The sequence below is a fragment of the Alteromonas sp. 07-89-2 genome, assembly GCF_013113925.1.
GTDB lineage: Bacteria > Pseudomonadota > Gammaproteobacteria > Enterobacterales > Alteromonadaceae > Alteromonas > Alteromonas macleodii.
This window is the reverse complement of the sequence record NZ_VTYM01000022.1, coordinates 24,227-46,933: the sequence shown is the minus strand read 5'-3', so window position 1 is coordinate 46,933 and position 22,707 is coordinate 24,227. Positions and strand designations below refer to the sequence as shown.

Sequence of the window (22,707 nt, the reverse complement as noted above, 5' to 3'; positions counted from 1 at the left end):
ATGCTTACAGAATTCTTCGGAGCATCGACACTTGAAGCCATATTACTCACCTTGAAACTGGCCTTTATAACCAGTGGTTTGTTGTTGTTAATCGCATTGCCGCTAGCGTGGTTTTTAGCGAAATGGCAGAGCAAAGCTAAGCCTTTGGTTATGTCGATACTCGCGTTGCCTTTGGTTTTACCGCCAACTGTGCTGGGGTTTTATCTACTTATTGCTTTTTCACCGCAAAGTGCGTTGGGGCAGGGATGGCAAAGCCTCACCGGGAGCAATTTAGCATTTAGCTTTGAAGGCTTGGTATTGGGGTCTGTTATCTACTCGCTTCCATTTGCTCTTCAGCCTTTGTACAGCGGCTTTTCGCAATTGGATAACCGTTATTTAGATGTAGCAAAAACGCTTGGGTTTTCGGCCTTTGAAGCTTTTATAAAAATAGTGCTGCCTTTAAGCAAAGCGCCCATCGTGGTGGCATTAGGCTTAAGCTTTGCACATACCATAGGCGAGTTTGGCGTAGTATTAATGATAGGTGGCAATATTCCTGGAGAAACTCAGGTGCTGTCTATCGCGCTATATGAACAGGTAGAAGCGTTGGAATATAACAGTGCACACAACCTTGCTTTGGCCCTTCTTATTTTTTCATTCGTGATGCTTGCGGCGCTCTATCGCTTTAACGGTATCACACGAAGTGATGAGGCGCGTTAACATGCAAATATCTGCGCGACTTTCTAATCGCATTAACGCACAAATCTCATTGCAGCCGCAAAGCCGATTCATTGGGGTTACCGGTCCATCAGGTGCGGGAAAAAGCAGCCTGTTTCGCGCCCTAGCTGGCGTAGAAAAAAGCGCAAGTGTGCAAACGCCGTGGACCTCTCAAAAGGTCGGTATCGTTTTTCAGCAACCTATGTTATTTCCCCATACCGATGTGCGCGGTAATTTAGCCTTGGCGCAGCGTCACGCAAGTCCTAATGCAATGTCTATCGACGCCTGCTTGCGCGGCTGTTATTGCGAACATTTAATCGATAAGCCTGTTCAGGCGCTTTCTGGTGGAGAAGCGCAGCGGGTCGCGATTGCGCGTGCGTTGGTCAATGGACCAGATGTGTTATTGCTAGATGAATCGTTAAGCGCAATTGATATCTTTACCCGTCGCAAAATTTACCAGTTTTTGAACAATTTGTGTGTGTCGGGGAAGCTCACCTGCCTTGTAATCTCTCACGATTTAGATGACCTTGCCTTGTTCAGCGATGAGTTGGTTTTTATTGACCAAGGCCGCACCGAGCTTTGTGGAAAAACGCGCGATGTATTAACTCAAGTATTCGAAAAAGAAGGGTTTGCGACACCGTCTAGTGTACTTGAGGGATTTAAAGTTACTGCGCAAAGCGAAGCACACGACAGCAACCAGTCACAAAACGCCGTTGTCAGCTATAAACACGGTAGCGAAACGCAACAAAGTCAACGTGTTTTGCCCTTACAAGGCAATGAGCAGTGCCAGTCGGAAAACGGTATTGAGCGCGTTAAGGTAGCGGGGCAAGAGATATTCGTCACTGCAGAATCGGTCTCCTATTTGCCTCAGCAAAGCGGTGACCAAGTACCTGTTCGTTTTGCAGTTAAAGCTTGTGATGTAAGTATCGATACCAATACTGCTGACTTTGGCAACACCAGAACAATCAGTATTTTAAATGCGCTGCCATGTGTTATATCCAGTATCGAGCCCGTGGCGAATCCACTCAGCCCTTTGAACGTGCAAGAAAATAACGCAGACACAAAACTCACAGATACAAAGCTAATCCCTAAAAAGCTAGCGACCGTAAACAGCGCGAAAGTGTTGTTAAAACTTGATGTACTAAACAGTAACCAAACCCTTTATGCCGGCATTAGCTGTATCTCTCTATCGCGTCTTAAGCTTGATGTAGGAATGCAAGTGATTGCGCGGTTTAAATTGCCCTAGGTTTAAATGGCTTTGGAGTAGCTACTGAGTATTTCACTTGCGTTCAAGTAAGCGTCGAAACGCGCACAAATAGCCCGAATGTAGATGCGAGCAAACTCTGGCACTCGAATATACCGAGATGTCGTTTCGATAAGACCGTCTTCTTTAAGTTCTTCAAGGTTGTTTAAGGCTGAAGCAAAGTATTCATCAAAAATGATGTGGTGCTTGTCGGCAATTGCTTGCTTATCTACCGCTAAATTGCACATTAAGCTAGAAATCACGTCTCTGCGAATAAGGTCGTCGACACTTAATGACAGACCAACTTTCGCATTGGGCAGGTGGCTGTCTAAGCGACGGTAATATTCTTTTAGCTCCTTAGCATTTTGCGCAAAGGCATTACCTACCGTGCTAATGGCTGATACGCCGAACCCTATAAGGTCGGTGTCTCCGCGTAAAGTATAGCCTTGAAAGTTGCGATGAAGCTCGCCTTTATTTTTCGCAATAGCCAGTGAGTCTTTGCTTAAGGCAAAATGATCAAGACCAATCATTTCATAACCTATGTTTGTAAAGCTGTTAACGGCAAGCTTGTAAAGCGCCGCTTTTTCTTCACTACTTGGCAGTGTTTCTTCAGCAAATTTACGCTGCGCTGCGAACCTCTCGGGAAGGTGTGCATAGCTAAAAAGCGAAATACGATCTGGCATCATGGCTTTTGTTGCGGCGATGGTTGATGAAAACGTTTCAATTGACTGATTCGGTAAACCATAAATTAGATCTAAGTTGACTGAGTCGAAACCCAGCGACCGAGCCTCGAATACTAAATCGGCAATGTGAGACGTGCTTTGTATGCGATTTATGGTTTTCTGAACATTATAATCAGTATCTTGTAAACCAAAGCTAATGCGTGTGTAGCCGAGACATTTTAAGTTTTGAAGATAGCGTTTATCGATATTTCTGGGATCTAACTCAATTGACAGTTCAGCACCTGCTTCAAAGGTAAAGTGTTTCTTAAGCAGGTACATTAAATAAGTATGCTGAGTCTCGCTCAAAAAACTGGGTGAACCGCCACCCAAGTGCAGAGAAACTGCACGCCTGCCGTCAGTTAAATAACGCTTAGACAGAATTTCTTTTTCTATGTAATCTAAATATTCGTCCGCTTTTTCATTGTGACGCGTCACCATTTTATTGCAGCCACAGTAGTAGCATAGCGTTTTGCAAAATGGAATGTGCACGTAGAGACTTACTGCCGGCGCTTTTGACACTGCAAGTGCTTGTGGAAGTATGTCATCTTGTAGCGGTTCAAATTTAAGTGCAGTAGGGTAAGAGGTATAGCGAGGAGCATTCAACGCATATTTGGTAATGATTGATACAGGACGTTGTTGTACGGCAATTATTGTCATATTGGCTCTGCACTCATATGTAGATATCTAGGCGCGAATTCAATTCGATGGTTAAAGCTTAATGGATTGCTTAGGAGGCTGATTTGATCTACTTCAAGGTTTTGGTATTAAACCTGATAATTGTTTTACTTCTTCCAGTCATTTTGCTTCAAGCATTGTGGGTGAGGAAGAAGACCGCTGTACTACCAGAGCCCGACGGCGAGCGGGTATTAACCTCTGCCGATAGTAAATTGCTGCTAACTAATAACGTTTTGGTTATAGGCGATTCTGCCGCCGCTGGTGTTGGTGCAACGACGCAAATGGGGGCACTCACAGGTCTGCTGTACTCAAACCTTGTTAAGCATGGGCCAACGCGAGTGACGTTGAATGCTAAAACAGGTTTTAAAAGTGAAGATGTGCTCAAGCTTCTTCATGAAATGCCTGCCGAGCACTTTTCATCGGTGCTCGTCTCTATTGGTGTTAACGATGTGACCAAATTTGTACCGTTGAAACGGTGGCGACAAAACATCGATGCTATTAGTACGCTACTGTCAGATAAATTTGGGTGCGAAACAATATTATTTACTGCGCTACCGCCAATTCATTGCTTTCCAGCGCTTCCGCAACCTTTGCGTGCACTATTAGGTTACCGCGCGTGGATACTAAACCAAGCTTTGGCTGATAGCGTAACAGCCCGGGCTAACGCAGACATATTATATGTTAGTGCACTTAATGTGAGCGGAACTATGACGGATATTCAGCAAAGTGGTTTGATGGCAGAAGATGGCTTTCATCCCTCCACGAAAGGCTATGAAATATGGGCACACTCAGCCCTTGAAAAACTCTCCACGCTTTACAGCACCACAATGGGCACGACAACAAAAGTCACAGCAGAAACTGATGTAACTGCGACGAAATAATCGCAGTGTGGGGTTGAAGTTTCTTTTTGTAACCTTATCTAAGCCCTTATATCTTCATGAAATCAATAAAGCGAGGCCTATCATGGCAGCAAATGAGCAAGGTGTACAAAGTGCGAGCGGTATGCAGAGTGTAACAGTTAATATGGTTTCTGACGTAGTATGTCCATGGTGTATTGTTGGGTACCAGCGTTTGCAAGAAGCCATTAAAACCCTTGATAACATTGAAGTGGATATTAAGTTTCACCCCTTCGAGCTAAACCCCAATATGCCAGAAGAAGGGCAAAACCTTCGCGAGCACATAATGGAAAAATACGGCATTAGTGAGCAGCAAAGCGCGCAGAACCGAGCACGGTTAGTAGAAGCGGGCGAGCAATTAGGCTTTTCGTTTAACTTTACTGACGACTCTCGCATGCAGAACACGTTTAAGGCTCACCAACTTATTCACTTTGCTGCAGAAAACGGTCTTGAAGAAGAAATGAAGCTGGCCTTATTTAAAGCCTACTTCACAGACGGTAAAAACATTAATGATCTAGGTGTTCTAGTAACGTTGGCACAAACTATTGGCCTTGATAAGTCTGAAGCTGAACAAGCGCTTAAAAGTGAAAAATACGCGCAAGCAGTGCGTGAGGAGGAAACTATTTGGATGCAGCGTGGTATTCAGAGTGTACCTACTTTTGTCATTGGTAATCAGGGCGTAGCCGGGGCACAAGAGCCAGCAACATTGGCTGCATTTATTTCCCAAGCGGCATCACAGCAATAAGCAGGTTAAAAGGGTTTAGAGGTAGTTATGAGTAATCACGTTAACCATTTGTTGGCCCAGTGGCTTCCACTTAAAAACAAGCACAAATGGGTGCTAGGTTTCATTTTTAAAACAGAAGGCTCATGCTATCGAAAAGCCGGCGCTATGATGTTGTTTAGTGATGCAGGGCATCAGCTAGGTATATTAAGCGGCGGCTGCTTAGAAAGTGATATCGTTAAAAAAGCCCAGCGAGTAATGACGGACGGCGTTAGTCGAACTGCAGTTTACGATGATGAAGATGAAGAAGACATCGCGTTTAAACTAGGTGTTGGATGCGGCGGTGTGGTGCACTTAGCACTCGTTCCAGTTAACGAGAGTAACCAGTATCTATCATTAGATGTGGTGAGCAAAAGCTTATCAAACGGAAAAGCGTGTGAGTGGCGCTGCGCTGTAGACGGTACTTTGGGTGATTGCACGGAATTGGAAGACCATTCTGTTAAACCTAGAAAAGCTTTGCTAGACACCGTTGATGGCAAGCGCATGTTGTCGGTTTTGATGCTGCCGCCTATCCACCTACTTGTTGTTGGAGGTGGGTACGACGCTACCTTTATGACTAAGCTTGCTAGTTTGCAGGGCTATTTAGTCAGCCTTTGGGATCCAAGGCCTGCACAAGCAAGACTTGAACATTTTCCCGAGGTAAATTACTTGATTGAAGACCCGTCTACTGAAGGCTTACGTCTTCACATGGGCGAACATAACATTCAAGCGGCGGTGCTTATGTCCCATCATCGAGAAATTGATGCAAAGGCGCTGCAGGTGCTAAGCAAGCAATCGTTAACCTATACGGCAATGCTCGGGCCACTGCACCGTAAGCAGGAAATTATGGATTTAGCCGGGCTTGGCGATACCAACTTTACTCAGTATTTCGCAAGCCCCGCTGGTTTCGACATTGGTGGTGAGCTACCAGAGCATATAGCGCTGTCTGTTATTGCTCAGTGCCATGCGGTGTTTCATACCAAACCTACACATTTAAAGCGTTAGAAAGACTTTCTGAAGGTAACGCCAAAGCTTCTAGGCGCGCCTGGGTAGGCCATGATCTTTCCGGTTTGTACGGGTACATCAAAGCCACTTCGCGCAACGTACTCTTCGTCGAAAACGTTGCGCGACCACGCAATAATTTCGCTATCCCATTGTGGGATAGTGAAACTTACGCGAACGTTAAATAATGAAAAGTCGTCAGCGTATTTGTACGGGTCGTTCGCATCATCAAGAAATACGTCGCCCGTGTATTGGTAGTCAATACTGGCGGAGGCAGGATAATTCCCAACTTCGAAATAGTGATTCAGCATAAGAGACAGTGAGTTCTGAGGCTCGAAGCCTACGCGGTCACCGTCTCTTGAACAGAACGGGTCGGTTGGCTCCACACGGCCCGGGTCGTCAATGCCGGTGTGCCACGTGTACGCTACCCAACAGGTACCGCGTTTAAACTCATCAAAATTCGCCAATGTGCGCGACGCAACTGCATGTAATTCGGTGCTTTCTGTCATTAGCCATGTGGCTTCAAGCTCTATGCCTTTTACTATGATATCGCCCGCATTTTGCAGGTTGAACCCCGTTCCGGTAAAGGTCGTCGCCTGAAAGTCGCTAATTTGTGTATAGTGCGCCGCAGCATTTACGCGCACGCCGTATTCTTCAAAATCGTGTTTTATACCTATTTCAGCACTTCGCGATTTTTCAGCATCAAAAAGCGGGCTAAGCGAAGGTAAGATTCTGTCGGTATTCGTACCGCCAGCTTTGTAACCAGTCGCAAAACTAGCGTAGGTTAGCGTGTTGTCATTAGGGTGATAAGCCAGTTTTACCGTGCCGGTTGACTGTGAATCATCAAGCTCTTCGTTTAAGTCAGGGCGCGGCATAACCGCTGCAGATCCCAAGAAAAAATATCCCCAGCCCGCTTGTTGAAATGGTGCTATTGCGTTAAGGGACTGTGCTGTAGGAGCTTGTCCCGCCGCTAACGCAGCAGCGATGTTTTGTAACCCAACTACAGCACGACCTACATTAGGCCATTGCGCTGGGTCTTGAGTTAGTCCGTCAATACCAGGCCCTTGCTCATCGTAGGCTCCGACAATCGACTTTTCTTCGCGGGTATAGCGCAAGCCCGTTGTTAAGGTGAAATCACTGTTTAACAGCCAATCCAGCTGAGAGAATAAAGCAATACTGTCTTGCTCTTGATTGGCGCTGTGCGCGAAAGTAGTACCGGACGGCGCGGGGGCTGCAGCAGGCGCAATAAAGCCTGATGTAACTGCAGATAGCTCGTTGATGGCGTTAGCCAAAGGCAGCAGATCGGGCGCGGCGGCATTAAAGAACACGCTAAAATCATCTTGCGTGGTAGTATCAAAGGTTAGATCTAAGTTTTGGCTGTAATAGTAAACACCTATTAAACCGCGCACATCTTCACTGGTGTAATGTAATCTAATTTCTTGAGAAAACGATTGCTGCTTGGCGTCGTTAGTGGCAGTAAGAAGGTCCGCATCAGAAAAGTCGGTATCTACCGTATCTAAGCTGTCAAACGCGCGGTACGCGCTTATGCTCACTAAATCCCATGCTTTGTTTAATGCCACATCTACTTGAACTGATAGTCCTTTGTCTTTCATTTTTGAAAGGGGAGTTTGCGACAGCGAGGTTTTATAGTCATAAAAGTTATCGCGCCCGTAAATAGTTGCATTAAACGGCGGTTGTAGCAGCAGCGCATCAGTGCCGAATTTACCCGCTATGTCATTAGCCTGAATGTTGTTTTGAAAAGTAAGTGCGCCGCAGCATCGTTCGTCTAGCTCGCCGTAATCAGCAATAAGTCGCACGCTAATTTCATCTGTTGGAGTGTAAAGCAACTGTGCTTTTATCGCAGAACGGTTACGGTTATTTAGGGTTTGTCCGCTGCGCTCATCGTTAATGAAACCGTCACTGTGAGAACTAAAGCCAGATACTCGCATGGCAAGTACATCGTCGATAAGCGAAAACGATGAGCCAGCACTCAAACGAACCAAGTTATCATTGCCGATGATGGCTTCGGCAAAGCCGTCGCGCTCGTCGTGTGAAGGTGCGACCGTAGTTAACGTCATTGCGCCAGCGGCGGTATTCTTTCCGAATAGTGTGCCCTGTGGCCCACGCAACACTTCAATAGATTCAATATCGACTAAGTCGTTAATTAACGCGTTTTGTCGTGCACGGTACACACCATCTACGTATAAACCCACCGAAGACTCGAAGCCGAAGTTTTGTGAAGACGTGCCAATGCCGCGTATTGAAAACCCTGAATTTGTTACGCTTTGATTTTGAAACGCGCCAAAAGCAGGTACGTAGTTTTGCAGGTCAAACACATCTCGGCTAACTGTTTCAACTAGGTCTTGACCTGAAAGCGCAGTGACCGCAACGGGCACATCTTGCAAGTTTTGACTGGTCTTTTGCGCCTGTACAACAATGTGTTCCAGCGCCTTTTTGTTATGCGGAGTAGATAGAGCATTCTCATCGGCGTGAGCGTGGGGAGCCAAAGCAAGTGTCGACGAGACAATAGAGGCAATAAACGGCGAACTACACAGGCAACGCGTAATGGCGTTTTGGGGTGTAGATATGCTTGAGCTATTACAAGACAAAGCGTGTGTAAGTGACTTCATTTTGGTTCTTTTTATTTTTCAAAAGCGGTGGGCTTTAAACAAAATTAATCACGACAAGGTCGCGTCCAAATGCGTACAGTCCTTTACATCTTAAATACGCCAACTTCCCTATGACGTCGTGTCGTGCTTTTTCACTATACAATCTAATGAACATATATTGCACGCATTTGAAGCTATCATGTCAAATTTTGTTCGCAACGTGCAAAAAGCGAACAGATGTTTGGCAGTGAATAGTTTCACATGATGCATACTCATTCAAAATATCAATTAAACTTATATCGCTGTTTTCCTTAGTATGTTGGTTGAAAGTTAACATATTAATAACATCAGGCAGCGGTATGACAGACATCTATTTAGTGCGACATGGTCAAGCGTCTTTTGGCAAAGCGAACTATGACAAACTTAGTGAACTGGGTGGGCAACAGGCCATTTGGCTTGGTGACTATTTCAAGCATCGCAATGTTGAATTTGATGCAGTTTTCTCTGGCGACATGGTTAGGCATCACGAAACCAAAGAAGGTATTGCCTCGGGTATTGCTACTGAAGACTATACGCTACCTGAAGTTACAGTGAATAGCGCACTGAATGAATTCAATTTTCAGGCAGTGGCTACCTCCTATTTAACACGCTACCCAGAAGCAAAAGTACCTGAAGGTGCTTCGCCTTCTGAATATTACCGATTGCTAAAGAAAGCAATGCTTGCCTGGTCGCAAGACGAATTGGCGCATGAACTCCTTGATGAAACATGGGGTCAGTTCGAAGACAGAGTTCACAGTATGCTCACGCACCTTCAAAGTATAGATGCGAAGCGTGTTCTCGTTGTGAGTTCTGGCGGTGCAATTGCCATGATGCTCAAACACATTCTTGGCTACGATGCGGCCACCGTTGTGAATATGAATTTGCAGATCCGAAATGCCAGTTTTTCTCAATGCTTTGCCAATGCGCGAGGCGTTCACCTTAATAACTTCAACAGCGTACCTCACCTGGATGTGATTGACAGGTTACACGCCATTACCTACAGCTAAATGGGGCAGTTATGAACTTTGAATATAATGAAAAGACCCAAGCACTTTTAGAAAAACTAAAAGCGTTTATGAAAGAAGAAGTGTATCCAATTGAAAAGGAATACATTCACGCCGTAGAAAATGGCTCTGCCAACAATGGCGAAGGTCGTTGGAAAACGCCTGAAATGATGCATACATTGAAAAAGCGTGCAAAAGAAGCGGGTCTTTGGAATCTATTTTTACCTGAAGAATATAAGCCATATGGCGCGGGCTTGACTAACGCAGAGTATGCACCACTTTGTGAAGAAATGGGCAGAGTTTTGTTTAGCTCTGAAATCTTCAACTGTAGTGCGCCAGATACCGGCAATATGGAAGTGCTGGCGAAATACGGTAACGAGAGTCAGAAAAAGCAGTGGTTAGAGCCTCTCTTAAACGGGGAAATACGCTCAGCCTTTGCTATGACAGAGCCTGCAGTGGCATCAAGTGACGCGACTAACATCGAAACTTCCATTAAGCGCGATGGTGATGAATACGTTATCAACGGCCGTAAGTGGTACACCAGCGGTGCTATGAATGAAAACTGTAAGATTATGGTTGTAATGGGCAAAACTGATTTCGATGCGCCTCGTCACCAGCAGCAGTCTCAAATCTTAGTTCCTATGGACACCAAGGGTGTAACTATTGTTCGCCCAATGGCAGCAATGGGCTATTACGACGAGCCTATTGGTCATGCTGAAGTCTTGTTTGAAAACGTACGTGTACCGGCAGAAAACTTACTGCTTGGTGAAGGGCGTGGTTTTGAAATCGCACAAGGGCGCTTAGGCCCGGGCCGTATTCACCATTGTATGCGCCTTATTGGCTGTGCACAGCGCGCGCTCGATATGGCCTGTGAACGAGTTGAAAGCCGAGTGGCGTTTGGCAAACCGTTGTCAAAACAGCAATCGGTTAGAGAAAGCATTGCGCAGATGCACTGTGATATTGAACAGGCGCGTCTGCTTACGTTGAAAGCGGCTGATAAGATGGATCGCTATGGCAACAAAGTATCGCGCGACCTTATCGCTGCTATCAAGATAGTTGCACCTACTATGGCCTGTAACGTTATCGACCAAGCCATTCAGATGCACGGCGCTGCAGGTACAAGCCAAGATTTCGTATTGTCTGCCATGTACGCTTATGCGCGTACTATCAAGCTGGCAGATGGCCCTGATCAGGTTCACATGATGCAGTTAGGTCGTAATCTTATTGCTGAAAAAGCAGTCGCTGAATAAGTCAGTGTTGTAAATAAACAATACAAAAAATTACGGGTAAGGAGTGAACGTGTCTAAAGACAATGCGAAAGCCCCACATGTCATAGATTTAGCAGTGCTGAATTCGTATTTATCTTCTGCGTGCCCCAGTGTTGGGAAGGTAAAAAGTGCCGAGAAATTTTCAGGTGGGCAATCGAACCCGACGTTTAAGCTTACTACGGATAACGGCGTCTACGTGTTACGCCGTCAACCTCCGGGTAAGTTACTGAAATCGGCCCATGCAGTTGACCGAGAATTTCGCGTTATCAATGCGTTGCAGGGCTCAGAAGTGCCTGTGCCCAAAGCGTACCATTTATGTGAAGATACCAGCATAATCGGTAGCATGTTTTACATTATGGCCTTTGTTGAAGGTGACATTTTCTGGAATAGCGCACTGCCTGAAATAGCATCTTCTGCTACTCGTGGTGCCATGTATGATGAAATGAACCGAGTGCTTGCAGCGCTTCACAGTGTAGATATTGAAAGCGCAGGCTTACGCGATTATGGAAGGCCTGGCAGCTACTTTGAACGTCAGCTAAGCAGGTGGACCAAGCAGTATCGTGCATCTGAACTTGAGCATGTTGAAGAAATTGAAAGTCTTATTCAGTATCTTGAGGCCAACCTGCCAAAAGATGATGGTCAAGTCTCGTTGGTCCATGGTGATTTTCGTTTAGACAATATGATGTTTGATATGTCTGACCCTAAAAAACCAAAAGTAGTCGCGGTGCTTGATTGGGAATTATCAACGTTGGGGCATCCGTATGCCGATTTGGCTTACCAATGTATGCAGTTGCGCCTTCCCTCTGACATTGCGCACGCAGCTGGGTTAGGTGGTTTAGACAGAGAGCAGTTAGGCATTCCAAGTGAACAAGAATATATCAATGCGTATTGCGAGCGAAGAGGTATTGATAGCATTAGCAACTGGACGTTTTACCTCGCATTTAGTTTTTTCCGTTTAGCCGCTATTTTACAAGGCGTGGTAAAACGCGCACACGATGGCAATGCGTCAAGCGAGAAGGCTATGCAATTAGGCGCAATGGTGCGACCTCTGGCGCAAATTGCGAACCAAACCATTCACCAAAGCGAATAAACGCCATATAACGTATTTAATGACATGTCATGCTATCAATAGCGTGCTCGTCGAACAAAGCAACTGGAGACAGTATGAAAGCAATTGTATGCGAATCTTTTGGACCACTTGAAGAACTTCAATTTAAAGACGTTGCAGACCCGCAAGTAAAAAAAGGGCATGTAGTCGTAAATGTTGAAGCCGCAGGGGTGAACTTTCCAGACGGACTATTGGTGCAAGGTCTGTATCAAATGCAGCCAGACTTCCCGTTTATTCCCGGCAATGAAGTGGCAGGCACTATATCTGAAGTAGGTGAGGGCGTAAGCCATTTAAAAGAAGGACAACGAGTTATTGCGTTGTCTAACTTAGGTGGTTACGCAGAAAAAGCGCTGATCCCTGCCACCCATGTTATGCCGTTACCTGATCCCATCCATGTTAATGAGGGGGCTGCTCTTGTAACTGCGCATGCGACAGCACATCACGCGTTAAAGCAGCGCGCAAAACTGCAGCCAGGCGAAACACTGGTTGTAACCGGCGCAGCGGGTGGTACTGGCTTAGCAGCAGTGCAAATAGGCAAGATTATGGGCGCTAAAGTGATTGCAGTTTGCTCAACAGAAGAAAAGCTGGCGCTTGCTAAAGAGTATGGCGCAGACGTTTTAATTAACTACAAAGAAAAAGATCTCAAAGAAACGCTGAAAGAAGTCACAGGCGGCAAAGGTGTCGATGTAGTTTATGAATGCGTTGGCGGTGACACATTCCACGCTTGCAGCCGCAGTATGGCATGGGAAGGTCGTTTACTTGTGGTTGGCTTTGCTGGCGGTGAGATCCCGAAATTCCCGGTTAATTTAGCGCTGGTAAAAGGCTATTCGGTTATGGGCGTATTTTGGGGCTCGTTTACTCAGCACGATCCAAAAGGCTTTGCGGAAAATATGCAAGAGCTTTTAACTTGGTATGTGCAAGGTAAGGTGAAGGTGGTCGTAGATGAAGCATTACCCTTAGAACAAGCAACGAAAGCCATGGCCAAGGTAATGAACCGGGAAGTGAAAGGTAAGATGGTGCTTGTGCCCTAACAATCTGAGAGTGGCCGCTTTTTAGGAAATAATTGTCGAGCGCAATAGACAAACACAATGTCTATCGCGCTCTTTTGTTTTAAGTACATTATTGCCACGTAAGACCATCAAGAGAAGTGAGTTACCCGCCACTATAGCGTGAGCGATCCCGAGATGATTGAGCAGTTTCACAAGGTGATCAGTGTACTTTTCTATTGTGTAATTGTTTTGAGGTTCCGGCCCGGTTAGACCAGAACCGGGTAGGTCAAAACGAATAACGCGGCGCTTGCTTTTTAGGCCTGATACCCAGCCATCCTAAGTGTGAAGAGAAGCGCCCGTGCCGTGGACTAAAACTACAGGTGTTCTGTCGTTTTTTTGTGCCTTCATCACGTATGTGTACCAGCAATATTTACGAATGATGATGCTGAAGACGCCCAGCGCGGTTTAAGTTTCTCCACGAATACGTCTTGTGCCGAGTGAGTTTTTACAAAAATAAGTAACGCAACAGCTATTACTAAAATCAAGCTCACACTAGTTTTCAACATACTAATTACTTCTTAACAGAACCAATGGCCACTGTAAAATATTACTCTTGCGAACGATATAAGGGAATTACGGATATTGTTTGGGCTCAACGCTGCTTTAACGCGCAACATTGTTTAAACTTTTTACCGCTACCGCAAACACAAGGTAGGTTTCTCCCGTATTTAATTTTGCCGCAGTCGTCGTGTAATACGCCGTCGTGATAACGCCACTTACCGTCTTCAACACTAAAATTCGACGTTTCGTGAAGCTGATACATACTTTTATTTTCAAAATAGTAAGCAGTGAATTCAACAATGGCATTATTGGGTTTGGTGATGGGTTTGGAGATGGACTTTAAACTAGGCTTAGAGATTGGCTCGGCGTTGGTTACTGCTTCGACTTTAGCGTCGGCATGTACAGTACTGTCTATCGAACTATCTTCAGTACTACTGACCAAGTTACCTACCAAGCTATCTACGGAGCTAGCCGCTAGAGTGGGGTGTACTTTAAGTGCGAACCATGTCGCACCTTGTGCGCTTTGCGCCAAATCCTCTACAGAGAGACCCTGCTGCTTTTCTTTGGTGTAGGTTTCAAGAATATATTGATAATGCGCTGTGGCGTAGGCTGAAAACCGGGAGCGCATAAGTTGCTCTGCAGAACTAGGGTGTTTATCACCCTTAATAAAAGGCTCGCAGCATTCGTCGAAGGATTTTGATGAGCAACAGTAACAGCGCATAAGACAACTCGCAGTTTAAGAGTAAAACAAAGCGCTACAGTATAAGTATAAGTTGCGTGAGACCCAACTTTTTTAAACGTAAATGTTGCCGATATTCAAAGATTCCTTGGCGGTCCATGCCAAAGGGTACATGTCAGAGATTCCACGCCAAAGAGCTGTATGAAAATAAATATTTAGGTTTTGTTTACGCATCGATACTTAGGCAAACGTAAAATGGGGCAAACGCAAGATGTAAGCATGACAGGCTTTGTATTACCAAGGGCCTAAAGCTACGTTTTGTTCGTCATTAATGCTGTTAACACTTACATTCACCAGGCTGACAGAGTAAAGCTCACACAGCTTTCTGATCATTTCACTGTCTGTTGGTTGAAGGTCTAAATCAATGTTTTCCACATACAGTGTTTTACACTGGCCACCTGTAATCAGCTTACTGATCCATTCAGGCATTTTTTCTTTTTCAGGTTTTTGAATACGAATAGCGTGATCTACAGATTTAGAAAACGACACCGTATTTGAAAGCAGATAATTCCAACCTTTGTCGTTACTTCCTTTTCCATTACCTTGTTTTTCGCCTGGAAACCCTTCTATCGGCAAAGGTAGTTGAACAACATTTGAAACCGAAGCGCGCAAAGCATTAAATCGTGAAACTGAAGATGTGTTCATAGTAAAACCCTTTATGCATTTGCCCTGAAGTTCATAGTTTGAACTTCGGGAATATTGTTATTAATTGATACTGGTTACTTATACAGTGTGTATGTGTATACAGTATTATCAAAGGAGGGCTTTGGCAAGTATTTAGTTGTACTTTTTTCACACAAATTGGTGTTTTCTAAGTAACTACATAAAAGATAATGGTTTTTTTGTGCTATCGAATTCTGAAGGAAGTATTCATACTCCGATTAAGGTAAGATCCGCGCGAATTTTACATAGAAAACTACTGTATATAGATGGAGGAGCGTTGAGCGCATTAATACATTTAGGCTATTTGGGGATGTTCTTATCGGCATTTTTGGCTGCCACTATATTGCCTTTTAGTTCTGAAATTGTACTTAGTGCTTTATACAGTAGTGGCTTGAACTGGGTGTTGTTGCTTGTTGTTGCTTCGTTAGGAAATGTACTCGGCTCGGTGGTTAATTATGCATTGGGCTTCAAGTTCGGAAAAGAAATTGCGACCGATAAGTTAAAAGTGAGCGAAGCGGCGTTTAACCGTGCAAGTTACACCTTTACAAAGTGGGGGAAGTGGAGCTTGTTTTTATGCTGGGTACCTATTATTGGCGACCCTATTACTTTAGTAGCAGGTGTACTTAGAAGCCCGTTTTGGTTTTTTATTCTCGCGGTAACGCTTAGCAAAACAGCGCGTTATGCTGCGTTGCTGTACGTGCTTGTTTAAAAGGTTTTCGACTCTAGTTTTCTCACACCACTGCGTTTTTGTCTCTCGACTTCTTTTGACTTTTCTTCTGATACCTCACATACCACTGCTTCATTCTTGGGCTCATTAATATCAGTCCAATCATCCAATACCAAACGGGCTCTTGCCAAAACGTCTTCTGCGACCAGCTGAAATGAAGTAGTGCAAGGGGCAGGATCAGGTAAATGCTGTTGTGAAGCTTCTGCCACTTTTTTCCCATGTTGCGCTGGATACGCTTGAACGACGTAGCGGTGAGAGCAAAAAGAAGAAGTAACGCTGCCAGGCCAACAATGATGTATGGCCTGCTTACTATCTCGCTAGCCACTAGTGCCATATCAAGCTGGATTTCAAACACAATGTATGTGAGCAGGTGTGCAAAGGCGTACACAAAGGTGTATACGCCAATCATACGTCTGAATTGCATCGGTTCTGGGCTTGGTAGCCATTTAGCAAGTGGGCTAAGAGTAAGCGTTAGTAAAAGAAAGTGAATTGCCCAGGTTCCAGTCTCATTGATGAGCGTGTTTACAGGGTCTGGACCAAGCTGATCGGTTACCCCTGCAAAAAACAACCAGGCGATATAGCCCAATGCGAAAAGGTGAATAAGACCTTTTAGGCTGCGGCGTTGCCAAACAGAGAGTCGAAATGGTTTTTTTCTTAACGGCATTAAATGAACAACTTAATAATAGTGTTTAATAGCTTCGGTCATGAGATATTGGTTAGAAGGGCTAGCTATTTGCTCGTAGCCCTATAAAACGTACCAGCTAGTAATAACGGGATAAGTCCATATCTTTGTATAGCGGCGCGACTTCGCTGTAACCGTTGAACATTTGGGTGTCGATGCGATTTCTGGCGAGTAGCCCACCTGTGGTTATTCTACGCTCGCTGGCCTGGCTCCACCTTGGGTGCGACACGTTTGGATTCACGTTGGCGTAAAAGCCATACTCGTTGGCGGCCAGTCGATTCCATGTGGTAGGAGGCTTCTTGTCGGTCAGGTGAATTCTCACAATAGACTTAATGCTTTTAAAACCATACTTCCACGGTACAACAAGCCTGATAGGCGCGCCGTTTTGAGGTGGCAAGGTCTTCCCGTAAAGACCAACCGACATGAGCGTTAACGGGTGCATAGCTTCATCAAGACGCAAACCCTCTACGTAAGGGTAATCAATACCACCACCGGTAAAGCGGCTTCGTTGACCGGGCATTTGCTCAGGGTCGTATAGGGTTTCAAATGCCACATATTTGGCTGACATTAATGGATCGGCTTGTTTTAACAACGCCCCCAACTCAAACCCAATCCAAGGCACCACCATCGACCATGCTTCCACACAGCGCAAGCGGTAAATGCGTTCTTCAAGGGGAAAACGCTTTGTCAAGGCATCGTGATCAAGCTCAATGGGGTTTTTAACCATCCCGTCAACTTTTAACGTCCATGGATTAGTTTGAAATTCAGTCGCATTTTTGGCTGGTGCATCTTTAGATGTGCCAAACTCATAGAAGTTGTTGTAGCTGGTCACTTTATCTTCAGGCGTTCGGGTTTCCGTTATTTGAAACTTAGGGGGCTGACTAAACTCCAGCGCCTTTCCCTTAAACGCTGCCTTCTCTTCTTCATCTTCCCAAAACCAACCGGCAGCGCCTGCCGACTTCGCCAACAGCGTAGACGCTCCCACAAAGCCCATAGATTTGAGCAATGAACGGCGACTCTTGTAAACGTCTTCATTAGTTACGTCGTTATCAGTCAATTTTACTGAGGGTTTAAATGGTTTTGGCATTACGTCACCTAAATTATGATAAGACTATGAGAAATGGTCGTCACTTCGCCCAATACATTTAGCTACGTTAATGTAACGAGTAAGTTCAACATAATAAAAAAGACCGAGAGTACGGTCTTTTCATTTCAATTAATTTGGAAAAACAAAACAATCTACATATGCAGACTATCTTGAATACCGCCTTGTTTAGGTGAAAAGATATTACTGTATAGGCGAGATGCGAATTCATCCGTCATACCCGATATATAGTCGGCGAGAACGCGCATACCATTGCCGCTCTCACAGGCCTTACGCCAGCGAACTTGAGTGTTTTCGGGAAGTAAGCGGTCGGGATCTGATGCAAAGGCTTCAAAAAGCTCCATAACCACCAGCTGTCCTTTGTATTCAAGAAGCTGCACATCGGGGCGGCGTATTACTTTGTTAAACACAAAGCGTTTGAAAAGCTCCAAGGCTTGTGCAAAATGTTCAGGCATTACGGCGTTGAACGCCAGTAACGGGTGAGCGAAACCCTCAACGCCTTTTATTTCAATAGCTGTAATAAAGCTATTTACCAGCGCGCCTATGGCATTTTTTCTTTCGTGATGTGCAGCGCTAAATAGCTTATTGGTTAGCACTTCTATATTGTCTGACAGCCACGGTACATCTAGCGCTTTTAGCGGCGTGGTTACATCCTCGACAAAGTGATGCTTGTCGACCATATCCATTACAATGGCATCTTCTAAGTCGTGAATGCCATAGGCGATATCGTCAGACAGTTCCATAATTGAGCAGTCGAACGATTTAAATTGCGTTTTACTGTGTGCATTCAGTTTTGCAGTAAACTGCATAAACGCATCTTTATCTTCATTGCTAAATGGCGCAAGTAGCCAGTCGAACAGGGGCTCATCGCAGCGAAACAGACCTTTTGGCGGATGCCAGTCGTGGGCTTTAACCTGACGAAGTGAAGCAGGGCGCTCGGGCGTAGGTCCTTTACTATGAAGGGCATCGATAAAATTCGGATATTTAACCAAGCCTAACACGCTTCTTCTACATAAATTCATGCCGTGATCGGCGGTATAAGGCTCTAGCTGAGTGATGATCCTAAAAGTTTGTCCGTTTCCTTCAAACCCGCCGTGTTGGTGCATCATGTAATTAAGGGCAATTTCACCACCATGGCCGAATGGGGGATGACCAATATCGTGAGCCAAGCAGAGGGTTTCGATTAACGTAGGATCAAGCGCTAACGTCGTGGCAATATCTGGAAATTTCACCCAAAGTTGGGCAGTAATACCGGTGCCAATTTGGGCGGCTTCTAGAGAGTGGGTTAGTCGAGTGCGATAGAAGTCGCTCAGCCCCACACCGAGCACTTGGGTTTTTGCCTGCAATCTGCGAAAGGCAGCGCTGTGAAGAACGCGCGCTTTATCACGTTGATACGGATTGCGATGATCGCCGTCTCTTGTTTCGCTACGGGGTAAACGACGCTCGTGTAATGCTAATTCCCAATCGCTTGTTGCCAAAAAAACCTCGCTGCCTTGCTGTGTATGCTACTTCTATTCGTCAGTATAGTGATTTATGGGCTGTTAGCCGCCTCGCTCACATATCGTCTTGCGTAATTTCATCAAGACTTAAAGAAAAGCTTGGTACGTAACGCGTTAAGAAGTAGTCCACCTCTTCAGAATGATATTCTTTAAGGGTTTTATCTAATCTTTTCTTAGCCAGCTTAAACTCTTGGTTACCAGCAGCTAATTCTTCAAGCGTTTTTAGGTAAGCGCAAAGTACGTCTGCTGCTTTCACAATAAAAGCTTCTTCTTCACTATGGTAGTGATGATCAATAAGCGCCGCATAGTCTTCTCGAAATGCCTCTGGTGCCATTTCAATTAGCTTGTTCTCTGCAATTTTTTCGATCTTTTTATATTCTTCTTTAATCGCAGGGTTAAAGTATTTCACTGGGGTAGGGAGGTCTCCGGTGAGTACCTCCGACACGTCGTGAAATATTGCCATGGTAGCAATACGATCAGGGTTTAGTGTGCCGCCAAAAAACTTATTTTTTATTAAAGCAAGTGCGTGGGCAACCATGGCCACCTGCAAACTGTGCTCCTGCACATTTTCTGTGCGCACGTTGTGCATTAGCGGCCAGCGATTAATAAGCTTTAAGCGCGCCAGGTGCGCAAAAAAGTGACTTTTATCAGACACATTACGCCCCTTGCTTATACGTTCTAAAGAAGTTGCCAATACGATGCAGAGCAGGCACTAATACATCGCTGTGCGGTAAAAATACTAATCTGAAATACGTGCCTTCAGTAAGGTTAAACGCGCGACCATGTACCAGCAGAATTTTTTCAGAGCTTAATAAGTCCAGCACCATTTGTTCGTCGTTTTGAATGTTGAATTTCTTCTCATCCACTTTAGCGAAACAATACATGGCACCTTTAGGTTTAACGCACGAAATACCGTCAATGCCGTTTAGCATATCTGTAGTCACGTCGCGCTGAATGCGAAGACGCCCGTTTTCTTTCACCAAGTCGTCAATGCTTTGATAGCCGCCTAACGCAGTTTGAATAGCACTTTGACACGGTACGTTAGCGCACATTCGCATGGAAGACAGAATATTAAGCCCTTCAATATAGTCCGACGCCAGGCGCTTATTGCCGCTGACTACAAGCCAACCTGATCGAAAGCCCGCCACGCGGTAGTTTTTGCTTAAACCGCCAAAGGTAACAAAAAAAACATCGTCAGCCAGTGAAGCAATACTGGTGTGTTTTGCTTCATCGTATAGAATTTTGTCGTAAATCTCGTCGCTAAATACAACAAGTCCGTGTTCGCGGGCGACTTCAACCACATCTTGTAAAAGGGCTTTGTCGTAAACTGCGCCGGTTGGGTTGTTAGGGTTGATCAGTACGATCGCGCGAGTTTTACTGGTGATTTTACTTTTTATGTCGTCAATATCTGGGAACCAGCCTGCTTGCTCGTCGCAGCGATAATGAACGGGTGAACCTGACGAGAGGCTAACTGCTGCTGTCCAAAGCGGGTAGTCAGGGCTTGGAATAAGCACTTCATCGCCATGATTAAGTAGCGCCTGCATTGCCATCATAATTAACTCAGATACGCCGTTACCAATATAAACGTCGTCTACACGGATGTCTTTAATGTTGCGCTGCTGGTAGTACTGCATCACGGCCACACGGGCAGCATAAATTCCTGTCGAGTCTGAATATCCTTGAGACGTAGGCAGGTTATGAATAACGTCTTTTACGATATCGTCAGGGGCTTCAAATCCAAATGGGGCAGGGTTACCGATATTCAGCTTTAATATGCGGTGTCCTTCGTCTTCCATTTTGCGTGCTTGCGCAGCGATTGGGCCTCTAATGTCGTAACAAACGTTATCTAATTTATGTGAGCGAGATACAGTTTTCATGGTCTATCTGGTTGATTTACATACCCTGAGATTATCGCAATACAAAGCCATATGCGATGGCCTTTTTGCAGTATTTCTGCTTTAAGCACTACTTTTTTCACCAAGTGGCTATTTATTAACCACATAACGAGATGAATGATCCGCTTGTCACTTAAGTATAAAATTTATGTTAATAGCTTGTGAACTTTTCATTCAGCGCCTATCGTAGTAGTAAGGCGTGTATAAAAAACGCGTTAGTAACAAACAGGCTAACAAGCAGAGGTGATAAGAATATGTCGCACCATTTCAAAGAAACACCAGAGAATGCAATCACGCAAAGTGGTATAGCACGCGTTATTCCCTGTAAAGAATTAGACGTTGGCGACCCTATAAAATGGTTGTCATTGGCATTACGAGACGCTATGCGCGCACCAGGTCTCACATTGTTTTATGGCGTTCTTTTCGCGGTTATTCCGTGGTTCATTATGTACTTGGTTGAAATGACAGGTTGGCACTTGGTCATTCTACCGGCCATTGTGTGTTTCATGTTGGTAGGGCCTTTCCTGGCTGCTGGTCTTTATGATGTGAGCTGGGAAATGGAGAAAGGCCATAAGCCCACGTTACGCCATTCTTTGCGTGCAATGCGCCGAAATGCATTTAACGAGTGGGGCTTTGCCATACTGCTTATGGTGATGATGATATTTTGGTTACGTGTCGCATCGCTAATCCACGCGCTTTATCCGCCTTATATAGAAAACGACTTAGAAAGCTTGTTACCGTTTTTAGCGCTAGGCACAATTGTTGGTGCGGGTTTTACATTGGCTATGCTTTTCATTACGGCGTTTACCCAACCTATTTTGATGGAACGTAAAGTTGACCTTGCTACCGCCGTATTAACCAGCGTTAACGCAGTATGGCTTAATAAGGTGCCCATGCTTATTTGGGGGGCGATCATCTTTACCACCGTTGCGATTGGTTACGTAACCGGGTTTATTGGTTTTATCGTGTTAATGCCTATAATCGGCTACGCGTCATGGCATGCTTATATTGATGCCATTGAAACTAAGCGCGAACGCAAATATGAGTAATCGCCCACGCTTTCTGTAATTTAATTACGGAAATGGTGAGGTTTTCTGTACATTAGATGCGCTTTATCATTATATATTTTGTTAAAATTACAGTTTTAAGGCCCCAAAAGGGGCCTTTTTATACTTAAGTCTTATATTTCTTTCTTCCTACAAGTTCCATCGCTAGATATATTAGTAATATGTAATCTAAATTAATCTCGATAAAACAGTGGTTTAGCCTAGTAACAATGGTGTAACAAATTGATTTACCACACATTTACCCCCATTACACAATCATTCAACAGAAAAGTTTTAATTCTTGATGCATAAATAAAGGGCGTTGAGCGAATTGTTGATTGTTCAGCTTTGTTCAACCAAAAACTAAGAGTTTGCCACAAACTTGATTAAAGCCTTTATCTACACATTGAGGAATTAAACATGAAACCAGTTAAATCGAAATTAGCCAACGCGGTAAAAGTGCTAGCTGTAACTGCAACCGTAGCATTTAGCGTAAACGCAACTGCCGCAGCACCGCAAAAAGACATACGCTTTGTAGGCGAAACCCAATTTGCAGGGTTTTGTAAAGCTGTGATAAATGATGATGTTAGAGTACTTCGCTCTAGTCTTTCACGTAACGTAGGTCGAATTGGTGCTAGTCAGCGTGAAGTATTGCGCATGGTAACGTCTGAAGAAGGCCTAACATGTAATGGAAGTAGCCTTATTAAGTTTTCTGAAGAGCGTCACGCAGATGCGGTACATGAATACTTAACGTCGCGTAGCTAAGGCTTTGGTTGTTGTAA

Annotated in this window: 21 protein-coding genes and 1 pseudogene; 12 read left to right on the top strand and 10 right to left on the bottom strand. The window is 44.8% G+C overall.

All coding sequences use genetic code 11. The annotated features are described in order from the left end of the window. Together modB and F0261_RS14310 are read left to right on the top strand one after the other, a co-directional pair. Window positions 1-696, top strand: coding sequence for a molybdate ABC transporter permease subunit (gene modB, locus F0261_RS14315; RefSeq protein WP_171338299.1), 696 nt, complete (start codon window positions 1-3; stop codon window positions 694-696). Window position 697: 1 nt separating this feature from the next. After that, complete coding sequence (locus F0261_RS14310) at window positions 698-1,939, top strand: ATP-binding cassette domain-containing protein (RefSeq protein ID WP_171338298.1); 1,242 nt, start codon at window positions 698-700, stop codon at window positions 1,937-1,939. Between the two features lie 2 nt (window positions 1,940-1,941). On the opposite strand, the gene hemN is transcribed toward F0261_RS14310, so the two are convergent. Further along, complete coding sequence (hemN, locus tag F0261_RS14305) at window positions 1,942-3,315, bottom strand: oxygen-independent coproporphyrinogen III oxidase (RefSeq protein ID WP_171338297.1); 1,374 nt, start codon at window positions 3,313-3,315, stop codon at window positions 1,942-1,944. A gap of 83 nt (window positions 3,316-3,398) precedes the next feature. Between hemN and F0261_RS14300 the strand changes: the two genes are divergently transcribed. The 3 genes from F0261_RS14300 (at window position 3,399) to F0261_RS14290 (ending at window position 5,994) form a co-directional block, all read left to right on the top strand. Further along, entirely contained in the window at window positions 3,399-4,214 is an 816-nt protein-coding gene (locus tag F0261_RS14300) for an SGNH/GDSL hydrolase family protein (protein ID WP_156086514.1), read from the top strand. An 82-nt stretch (window positions 4,215-4,296) separates the two neighbouring features. Next, window positions 4,297-4,974, top strand: coding sequence for a DsbA family oxidoreductase (locus F0261_RS14295; protein WP_171338296.1), 678 nt, complete (start codon window positions 4,297-4,299; stop codon window positions 4,972-4,974). A 27-nt stretch (window positions 4,975-5,001) separates the two neighbouring features. Further along, entirely contained in the window at window positions 5,002-5,994 is a 993-nt protein-coding gene (locus tag F0261_RS14290) for an XdhC family protein (protein ID WP_171338295.1), read from the top strand. On the opposite strand, the gene F0261_RS14285 is transcribed toward F0261_RS14290, so the two are convergent. After that, window positions 5,991-8,621 carry a TonB-dependent receptor gene (locus F0261_RS14285; RefSeq protein WP_171338294.1) on the bottom strand — a complete coding sequence of 877 codons (2,631 nt, stop codon included), beginning with the start codon at window positions 8,619-8,621 and terminating at the stop codon, window positions 5,991-5,993. The two genes, F0261_RS14290 and F0261_RS14285, sit on opposite strands and share 4 nt — an antisense overlap. Before the next feature lie 338 nt (window positions 8,622-8,959). Between F0261_RS14285 and F0261_RS14280 the strand changes: the two genes are divergently transcribed. From F0261_RS14280 to F0261_RS14265, 4 genes are all read left to right on the top strand, one after another. Then, window positions 8,960-9,646 carry a histidine phosphatase family protein gene (locus F0261_RS14280; protein WP_171338293.1) on the top strand — a complete coding sequence of 229 codons (687 nt, stop codon included), beginning with the start codon at window positions 8,960-8,962 and terminating at the stop codon, window positions 9,644-9,646. 11 nt (window positions 9,647-9,657) lie between these two features. Next, window positions 9,658-10,893 carry an acyl-CoA dehydrogenase family protein gene (locus F0261_RS14275; RefSeq protein ID WP_014976758.1) on the top strand — a complete coding sequence of 412 codons (1,236 nt, stop codon included), beginning with the start codon at window positions 9,658-9,660 and terminating at the stop codon, window positions 10,891-10,893. Window positions 10,894-10,942: 49 nt separating this feature from the next. Further along, window positions 10,943-12,001: a phosphotransferase gene (locus tag F0261_RS14270; protein WP_171338292.1), complete on the top strand. Its 1,059-nt coding sequence runs from the start codon at window positions 10,943-10,945 to the stop codon at window positions 11,999-12,001. 74 nt (window positions 12,002-12,075) lie between these two features. Then, window positions 12,076-13,050, top strand: a complete 975-nt coding sequence (locus F0261_RS14265; protein WP_061486004.1) for an NADPH:quinone oxidoreductase family protein — start codon at window positions 12,076-12,078, stop codon at window positions 13,048-13,050. Window positions 13,051-13,071: 21 nt separating this feature from the next. Here the strand turns inward: F0261_RS14265 and F0261_RS20240 are convergent. The 3 genes and pseudogenes from F0261_RS20240 to F0261_RS14255 form a co-directional block, all read right to left on the bottom strand. Then, a pseudogene (locus tag F0261_RS20240) lies at window positions 13,072-13,314 on the bottom strand (alpha/beta fold hydrolase); the annotation flags it as partial. 346 nt (window positions 13,315-13,660) lie between these two features. Next, window positions 13,661-14,290, bottom strand: coding sequence for a YchJ family protein (locus tag F0261_RS14260; RefSeq protein ID WP_171338291.1), 630 nt, complete (start codon window positions 14,288-14,290; stop codon window positions 13,661-13,663). 252 nt (window positions 14,291-14,542) lie between these two features. Further along, on the bottom strand, window positions 14,543-14,953 hold the full coding sequence (locus F0261_RS14255; RefSeq protein ID WP_171338290.1) for a deoxyguanosinetriphosphate triphosphohydrolase: 411 nt from the start codon (window positions 14,951-14,953) through the stop codon (window positions 14,543-14,545). A 328-nt stretch (window positions 14,954-15,281) separates the two neighbouring features. Here F0261_RS14255 and F0261_RS14250 point away from each other — a divergent pair, with 328 nt between their 5' ends. Further along, entirely contained in the window at window positions 15,282-15,680 is a 399-nt protein-coding gene (locus F0261_RS14250) for a YqaA family protein (RefSeq protein WP_039225474.1), read from the top strand. Between the two features lie 22 nt (window positions 15,681-15,702). On the opposite strand, the gene F0261_RS14245 is transcribed toward F0261_RS14250, so the two are convergent. The 5 genes from F0261_RS14245 to F0261_RS14225 form a co-directional block, all read right to left on the bottom strand. Then, window positions 15,703-16,362, bottom strand: coding sequence for a sulfite oxidase heme-binding subunit YedZ (locus F0261_RS14245; RefSeq protein ID WP_049587266.1), 660 nt, complete (start codon window positions 16,360-16,362; stop codon window positions 15,703-15,705). A gap of 97 nt (window positions 16,363-16,459) precedes the next feature. Further along, entirely contained in the window at window positions 16,460-17,467 is a 1,008-nt protein-coding gene (gene msrP / locus F0261_RS14240) for a protein-methionine-sulfoxide reductase catalytic subunit MsrP (protein ID WP_049587267.1), read from the bottom strand. A 152-nt stretch (window positions 17,468-17,619) separates the two neighbouring features. Further along, window positions 17,620-18,963 carry an anti-phage deoxyguanosine triphosphatase gene (locus tag F0261_RS14235; protein WP_039236035.1) on the bottom strand — a complete coding sequence of 448 codons (1,344 nt, stop codon included), beginning with the start codon at window positions 18,961-18,963 and terminating at the stop codon, window positions 17,620-17,622. A 76-nt stretch (window positions 18,964-19,039) separates the two neighbouring features. Next, window positions 19,040-19,639: a 5'-deoxynucleotidase gene (gene yfbR / locus F0261_RS14230; RefSeq protein WP_012519109.1), complete on the bottom strand. Its 600-nt coding sequence runs from the start codon at window positions 19,637-19,639 to the stop codon at window positions 19,040-19,042. Between the two features lies 1 nt (window position 19,640). Next, the gene (locus F0261_RS14225; RefSeq protein WP_014976750.1) at window positions 19,641-20,861 is read right to left on the bottom strand and encodes a pyridoxal phosphate-dependent aminotransferase; all 1,221 of its coding nucleotides are present in this window, start codon (window positions 20,859-20,861) and stop codon (window positions 19,641-19,643) included. Window positions 20,862-21,133: 272 nt separating this feature from the next. Here F0261_RS14225 and F0261_RS14220 point away from each other — a divergent pair, with 272 nt between their 5' ends. After that, window positions 21,134-21,928 carry a DUF2189 domain-containing protein gene (locus F0261_RS14220; protein ID WP_014949751.1) on the top strand — a complete coding sequence of 265 codons (795 nt, stop codon included), beginning with the start codon at window positions 21,134-21,136 and terminating at the stop codon, window positions 21,926-21,928. 417 nt (window positions 21,929-22,345) lie between these two features. Next, the gene (locus tag F0261_RS14215; RefSeq protein WP_171338289.1) at window positions 22,346-22,690 is read left to right on the top strand and encodes a DUF3718 domain-containing protein; all 345 of its coding nucleotides are present in this window, start codon (window positions 22,346-22,348) and stop codon (window positions 22,688-22,690) included. Window positions 22,691-22,707 lie beyond the last annotated feature (17 nt).

Coding starts and splice junctions, on each gene's coding strand:
- hemN (WP_171338297.1), bottom strand. CDS start 3,315: ATGACAATAATTGCCGTACAACAACGTCCTGTATCAATCATTACCAAA.
- F0261_RS14275 (WP_014976758.1), top strand. CDS start 9,658: ATGAACTTTGAATATAATGAAAAGACCCAAGCACTTTTAGAAAAACTA.
- F0261_RS14285 (WP_171338294.1), bottom strand. CDS start 8,621: ATGAAGTCACTTACACACGCTTTGTCTTGTAATAGCTCAAGCATATCT.
- F0261_RS14290 (WP_171338295.1), top strand. CDS start 5,002: ATGAGTAATCACGTTAACCATTTGTTGGCCCAGTGGCTTCCACTTAAA.
- F0261_RS14295 (WP_171338296.1), top strand. CDS start 4,297: ATGGCAGCAAATGAGCAAGGTGTACAAAGTGCGAGCGGTATGCAGAGT.
- F0261_RS14215 (WP_171338289.1), top strand. CDS start 22,346: ATGAAACCAGTTAAATCGAAATTAGCCAACGCGGTAAAAGTGCTAGCT.
- F0261_RS14310 (WP_171338298.1), top strand. CDS start 698: ATGCAAATATCTGCGCGACTTTCTAATCGCATTAACGCACAAATCTCA.
- F0261_RS14220 (WP_014949751.1), top strand. CDS start 21,134: ATGTCGCACCATTTCAAAGAAACACCAGAGAATGCAATCACGCAAAGT.
- F0261_RS14250 (WP_039225474.1), top strand. CDS start 15,282: ATGTTCTTATCGGCATTTTTGGCTGCCACTATATTGCCTTTTAGTTCT.
- F0261_RS14265 (WP_061486004.1), top strand. CDS start 12,076: ATGAAAGCAATTGTATGCGAATCTTTTGGACCACTTGAAGAACTTCAA.
- F0261_RS14225 (WP_014976750.1), bottom strand. CDS start 20,861: ATGAAAACTGTATCTCGCTCACATAAATTAGATAACGTTTGTTACGAC.
- modB (WP_171338299.1), top strand. CDS start 1: ATGCTTACAGAATTCTTCGGAGCATCGACACTTGAAGCCATATTACTC.
- F0261_RS14260 (WP_171338291.1), bottom strand. CDS start 14,290: ATGCGCTGTTACTGTTGCTCATCAAAATCCTTCGACGAATGCTGCGAG.
- F0261_RS14255 (WP_171338290.1), bottom strand. CDS start 14,953: ATGAACACATCTTCAGTTTCACGATTTAATGCTTTGCGCGCTTCGGTT.
- F0261_RS14245 (WP_049587266.1), bottom strand. CDS start 16,362: ATGCCGTTAAGAAAAAAACCATTTCGACTCTCTGTTTGGCAACGCCGC.
- msrP (WP_049587267.1), bottom strand. CDS start 17,467: ATGCCAAAACCATTTAAACCCTCAGTAAAATTGACTGATAACGACGTA.
- F0261_RS14280 (WP_171338293.1), top strand. CDS start 8,960: ATGACAGACATCTATTTAGTGCGACATGGTCAAGCGTCTTTTGGCAAA.